6 protein-coding genes are annotated in these 5,162 nt (G+C 61.2%); all 6 read left to right on the top strand.

The window, feature by feature from the left end:
- Nucleotides 1-114 precede the first annotated feature (114 nt).
- The 6 genes from EN914_RS23590 (at nucleotide 115) to EN914_RS23565 (ending at nucleotide 4,948) form a co-directional block, all read left to right on the top strand.
- Nucleotides 115-1,185: an ABC transporter substrate-binding protein gene (locus tag EN914_RS23590; protein ID WP_024502621.1), complete on the top strand. Its 1,071-nt coding sequence runs from the start codon at nucleotides 115-117 to the stop codon at nucleotides 1,183-1,185.
- A 173-nt stretch (nucleotides 1,186-1,358) separates the two neighbouring features.
- Nucleotides 1,359-1,967 carry a cupin domain-containing protein gene (locus tag EN914_RS23585; RefSeq protein ID WP_024502622.1) on the top strand — a complete coding sequence of 203 codons (609 nt, stop codon included), beginning with the start codon at nucleotides 1,359-1,361 and terminating at the stop codon, nucleotides 1,965-1,967.
- On the top strand, nucleotides 1,957-3,042 hold the full coding sequence (locus EN914_RS23580; RefSeq protein WP_024502623.1) for an ABC transporter ATP-binding protein: 1,086 nt from the start codon (nucleotides 1,957-1,959) through the stop codon (nucleotides 3,040-3,042). Before EN914_RS23585 ends, EN914_RS23580 begins: the two co-directional genes overlap by 11 nt.
- A 270-nt stretch (nucleotides 3,043-3,312) precedes the next feature.
- Complete coding sequence (locus EN914_RS23575) at nucleotides 3,313-3,942, top strand: 2'-5' RNA ligase family protein (RefSeq protein ID WP_024502624.1); 630 nt, start codon at nucleotides 3,313-3,315, stop codon at nucleotides 3,940-3,942.
- Nucleotides 3,943-4,074: 132 nt separating this feature from the next.
- Nucleotides 4,075-4,428, top strand: coding sequence for a nuclear transport factor 2 family protein (locus tag EN914_RS23570; RefSeq protein ID WP_013532858.1), 354 nt, complete (start codon nucleotides 4,075-4,077; stop codon nucleotides 4,426-4,428).
- A gap of 169 nt (nucleotides 4,429-4,597) precedes the next feature.
- A complete protein-coding gene (locus EN914_RS23565) occupies nucleotides 4,598-4,948 on the top strand; it encodes an ArsC family reductase (protein ID WP_013532857.1) in 351 nt (116 codons plus the stop codon).
- Nucleotides 4,949-5,162: the final 214 nt, after the last annotated feature.

The raw sequence follows: 5,162 nt of genomic DNA, 5'->3' as shown, positions 1-5,162 counted from the left end.
GTCCTTCGTCATCGCTGCAGCAGCTGAAATCCTGCGCCATCGCGGCTTGTCCGCCACGGCGCCAAGGCCTGCGGATCCATCACAACCAAAACAAACCAAGAGAGGAGAACTGCAATGGCATTCGACCTGAAATCGATCTCTGCAAAGACTGTTTGCGCTGGATTGACGGCGTTCGCGCTGGCGCTGTCGTCGACCGTTGCTTTCGCCGGCGACAAGCTGCAATATTTCACCTGGTCGGGCTATGAACTGCCCGACTTCAACAAGAGCTTCCTTGCCGCGCATCCCGATGGCGTCGAGGCCTCGATCTTCGGTGACGACGATGACGCCTTCACCAAGGTCAAGGCCGGCTTCCGACCCGACATTGCGCATCCCTGCTATGACAAGGTGGCGCGCTGGAACAAGGAAGGCCTGCTGCAGCCGATCGACACCAAGCGCATCAAGAACTGGGACTCGATCTTCCCGGTGTTCAAGAACCTGCCAGACCTGCAGGCTGGCGACGGCAAGGTCTGGATGGTGCCGTGGGACTGGGGCAACACCTCGATCCTCTACCGCACCGATCTGGTGAAGAACCCGGAAGCGAGCTGGAACCTTTTGTGGGACAAGCAGTATGCCGGTCGCATGGCGACGATCGACGCGGTGCATGACACGCCTGTCGTGGCGGCGCTGCTCGCCGGCGTCAATCCGTTCGACATGACGCCGGAGCAAATGGACAAGGTGGCCGAGAAGCTGCGCGAGCAGCGCCCGCTGCTCTCCAACTACACCACCGACATGACCTCCGTCGAACAGGCGCTGGCCAGCGGCCAATTGGTCGCCGCCATGACCTGGAACGCGTCGGCCACCTCGCTCAAGAAGCAGGGCGTGCCGGTCGAGTTCATGAAGCCGAAGGAGGGCATGCTGACTTGGGCCTGCGGCTTCGTGATGCTCAAGGACGCCAAGAATGTCGACCTCGCCTATGATTTCATCAACAGCCGGCTGGAGACGGATTCCGGCAAATACCTGATCGAGGCCTACGGCTATGGCAGCTCGACCAGTTCGGCCTTCGCGGCGGTGCCGAAGGAGGAGCTGGAGAAATTGCAGCTGCCGTCCGACCCGGAGGTGATGCTGAAGACCACCATCTTCACCGGACCGATGAAACAGAATGACGACCTCGCCAAGATGTTCGAAAAGGTCAAGGCGGGGGGATAAAGCTCCCCCTTCTCCCCTTGTGGGAGAAGGTGTCGCCGAAGGCGACGGATGAGGGGTGCTCCAGGGAACACCAGCGTCTCACTCCGCTGGAACACCCCTCAACCGTCTCGGCGCTGCGCGCCGATCCACCTTCTCCCACAAGGGGAGAAGGGAAAGCAAACGAGGACTAACGCATGGACATGCTGGATGAAGCGGCTGGGAAGCCGAAGGACGATGCCGACGTTCGCGTCGGCCGGCGCGTGCGGGCGCTGCGGCTGGAGCGCAATTTGTCGCTGGCCGATCTTGCGGCAAAGGCCGGCGTGTCGATCGGTGCATTGAGCCAGATCGAGCGCGGCATGTCCTCGCTGCGCGTCAAGGTGATCTGGCCGCTCGCCGCCGCCCTCGACATCGAGCCGTCGGCGCTGATCGCCGACGGCAACGATGCGGCCAACGATCTCTATTGCGTGCGTGCCGACAAGCGGCGGCAAATCCCGGTGAAATCGGAAGGCATTGCCAAGGCGCTGCTGTCACCGCCGGGCGCGACGCTGACCGGCATGCTGGTGACGGTGGAAGCCGGCGGCGGCACGGCCGAGGCCTATGCGCATGCCGGCCATGAATTCGGCTTCGTGCTGGCCGGTGAGGTCGAACTGGTGGTGGATTCGACGAAATACGGGTTGAAGGCGGGCGACAGCTTTGCCTTCAAGAGCACGCTTTTGCATGCCTTCCGCAATCCGGGCGCCGAGCGGTGCCAGATTCTCTGGGTCAACACCACGAAGCCGTCCGAGGTTCGCGATGGCGCCTGATCCACTCGTCCGGCTGCAGGCGGTCTCGAAGATTTTTCCTGGCGGCATCGTCGGGCTCGACGCCGTCGATCTCGACATTATCAGCGGCGAGTTCATCACGCTGCTCGGGCCGTCGGGTTGCGGCAAGACCACCAGTCTGCGCGTCATCGCCGGTTTCGAAAGCCCGTCGAGCGGCAAGGTGCTGCTAGACGGCCGCGATATCACGGCACTTCGCCCGTTCGACCGGCCGGTCAACACCGTGTTCCAGGACTACGCGCTGTTCCCGCACATGAATGTTGCAGAAAATGTCGGCTTCGGTCTGTCGCTGCGCAAACTGTCTGGAGCCGAACAGGCTAAGCGCACCGGCGAAGCGCTCGACATGGTCGGTCTCGCCGACAAGCTTGGCGCCCGTGTCTCCGAACTGTCTGGCGGCCAGCGCCAACGCGTCGCGCTCGCGCGTGCCATCGTCTGCGAGCCGCGCGTGCTGCTGCTCGACGAGCCGTTGTCGGCGCTCGATGCGCATCTGCGCGAACAGATGCAGGTTGAGCTGAAGCGGCTGCAGTCGCGGCTTGGCACCACCTTCGTCATGGTCACCCACGACCAGACCGAAGCGCTGTCGATTTCCGACCGCATCGTCGTCATGAACAAGGGCCGCATCGAGCAGATCGCACCGCCGGCCACACTTTATGACCGGCCTGCCACGAAGTTTGTGGCGAGCTTCATCGGCACCATGAATCTCCTGCAATCACGGTTTGTCGGCCGCGATGGCGATCGCTTGCGTTTCACCGCCGGCACCCTGCCGCTGGAGGCTATTTCTGAAACCGGCGAGGCACCTGCCGAGGGCGCTACCCGCACCATCGGCGTGCGCCCGGAGGATTTGCTGGCGATGACCGAGGCCGCGCCCGGCACCGCACCGGCGCGCGTCAACAGCGTCGTCTTTCACGGCCGCACGCTGCGCCTGCATGCCGAACTCGGGCAGGGCGCACCTGTCGTCATCGACGCGCCGCGCCAGGCCGAGGGTTTTCGCTTCCAGGTCGGCGACGTGGCGCATATCAGCCTACGCCGTGGCGCCCACTGCCCAGTGCTGCCAGGTTAGTTCATCGATACCTGAAACGGAGCACACGTCGCACGTTCAGCGGCCACAAGCAGTCGGGCAACGGTCGCGACTATGCCGATCGGGCGATCGACGATTTCTCAAGGACGTAGGTTTCAAGCCACCCTCAGCAGAGCTTCTTCGACTGTTGAACTCGCGGGCGATGATCCGGAAAGCACGACCGACCGTTCGCTCATTTCCGCTTGCCATGTTCCCGTTTTGTTCTAAAATCTCCGGCTTGGCGGGGATGGGTGGCGCAAAAGGAGGAAGGACATGAACGAACTGCCCACATTCAACACAGCCGAAAACGGTCAAACATCTTTCAACTGGCATGAGCGGAACAGGCGTCGTCGCACTGATCGGTTGTTCTTCTGTCACCTGATGGATGGCACCATCGCCGACCCTATCGCTTTACAAGCAACCGCTTGGCGCCAGGAACTCGGGCTGAAAGGGAAAACAATTGCCGATCACATCTCGCTTGTTGGACTCGGCGACCATGACGGATTGCCGGAGGGCTTGGTAGAACTCGCTCACCACATAGGCTCGATGATTGTCGCAAAACCATTCGACGTTTCTTTTGATCGTTTGTGCGCTTTTGGCGGTGGCGCGCTTGTTTTACGCAACAGCGACGGCAATCCTTCGCTGCAAGAATTCTGGCGAAACCTGACGGCAGTGATTTCGGATAGCCCGTTAAAGCTCTTTCTCACAAAATCCATTGAACCGCATGTCACGCTGCTTCGCGACAAAGTGGGAGTGCCCAAAATTCGCGAAAGGGCGATTGAGCCCATCAGTTGGACAGTGCGGGATTTCGCGCTCGTCCAGAGCTTCATCCAGGAAGGTCGCTATGAGGTGCCTCACCGTTGGCAATTGACGGGCCAGGACGATGCCCGGCCCGCGATGTAAACGCCTCAAATCATCGTCATATGTCCGCGGGGACCATCATCCTGACATGGCTTGTCAGCTACGGCGCGGTCCGACGATGGCAGGCCAGCAGGCTGTTCCCTACCTAAATGCGTCTGAACAGGAGGAACGAAAATGACCATCGCGGAAATTGCCAAGGATTTTACCGAGCTGCTCAAGCAGGGCGAGAACGAAGCTGCCGCCGAGAAGTACAATTCCGACGATATCGTGAGCTACGAAGCCATGGAGGGGCCGATGGCCATCTCCCGTGGCAAGGAGGCTCTCAGGCAGAAGGGCCAGTGGTGGCAGGAGAACAATGAAGTCCATGGCGGCTCTGTCGAAGGCCCCTATGTCAATGGCGACCAGTTCGCGGTGCGCTTCAAGTTCGACATAACGCCCAAGGCTACCGGCGAGCGTGTCACCATGGATGAAGTCGGCCTCTACACGGTCAAAAACGGCAAGATCACCGAAGAGCGCTTCTACTACTAGGGCCGAACCCCGGCTTCCGGCTCACGTCGCTGCAGGATCAGGAAATTAGACGGCCGGGACATTGTCCTGGCCGTCATGTGGAACGGAGATATGGCAACGGCTCTGGCAAAGCGGAAAGGGTGGTTTAGTCTGTGGAACGGATTCGACAGTCAGCCAAGGAAGCACGCTTTTGACGATCACCATGTACGGCATCACCACTTGCGACACGGTCAGGAAGGCGCGCGTCTGGCTGGAAGGCCATGACGTAGCCTACCGGTTTCACGATTTCAGGGCCGAGGGACTGGACGCGAAGCGGCTGGATGGTTGGGCGGGCAAGGTCGGCTGGGAAAAGCTGCTCAACAAGGCGAGCACGACGTTCCGCGAGCTGCCGGACAAGGAAAAGCAGGGTCTCGACGAGAAGAGCGCCAAGGCGCTGATGCTGGCCAAGCCGACCATGATCAAGCGGCCGGTGCTGGAGGTAGGCGACCGGGTTATGGTCGGGTTCAAGGCTGATGTCTATGAGGCGGCGGTGGGGAAGTAGAGCTGCCTCTCGTTCCACGGTGTTCCGTGGCGCCCCCCCTCTGTCCTGCCGGACATCTCCCCCTCAAGTGGGGAGATTGGCAGCTTCGCCGCTCCGCCATTCCTGTCACGTTCGGGATTTGCGAAGAAGATGATGACAGCGGATCTCCCCACCTGAGGGGGAGATGGCCGGCAGGCCAGAGGGGGGGCGCTGTCCCGCCGACCGCCATAAAATC

Origin of the sequence: Mesorhizobium sp. M7A.F.Ca.CA.001.08.2.1 (genome assembly GCF_003998455.1) — a bacterium.
Classification (GTDB): domain Bacteria; phylum Pseudomonadota; class Alphaproteobacteria; order Rhizobiales; family Rhizobiaceae; genus Mesorhizobium; species Mesorhizobium ciceri.
This window is presented reverse-complemented; position numbering and strand designations above follow the sequence as displayed.

Coding starts and splice junctions, on each gene's coding strand:
- EN914_RS23590 (WP_024502621.1), top strand. CDS start 115: ATGGCATTCGACCTGAAATCGATCTCTGCAAAGACTGTTTGCGCTGGA.
- EN914_RS23585 (WP_024502622.1), top strand. CDS start 1,359: ATGGACATGCTGGATGAAGCGGCTGGGAAGCCGAAGGACGATGCCGAC.
- EN914_RS23580 (WP_024502623.1), top strand. CDS start 1,957: ATGGCGCCTGATCCACTCGTCCGGCTGCAGGCGGTCTCGAAGATTTTT.
- EN914_RS23575 (WP_024502624.1), top strand. CDS start 3,313: ATGAACGAACTGCCCACATTCAACACAGCCGAAAACGGTCAAACATCT.
- EN914_RS23570 (WP_013532858.1), top strand. CDS start 4,075: ATGACCATCGCGGAAATTGCCAAGGATTTTACCGAGCTGCTCAAGCAG.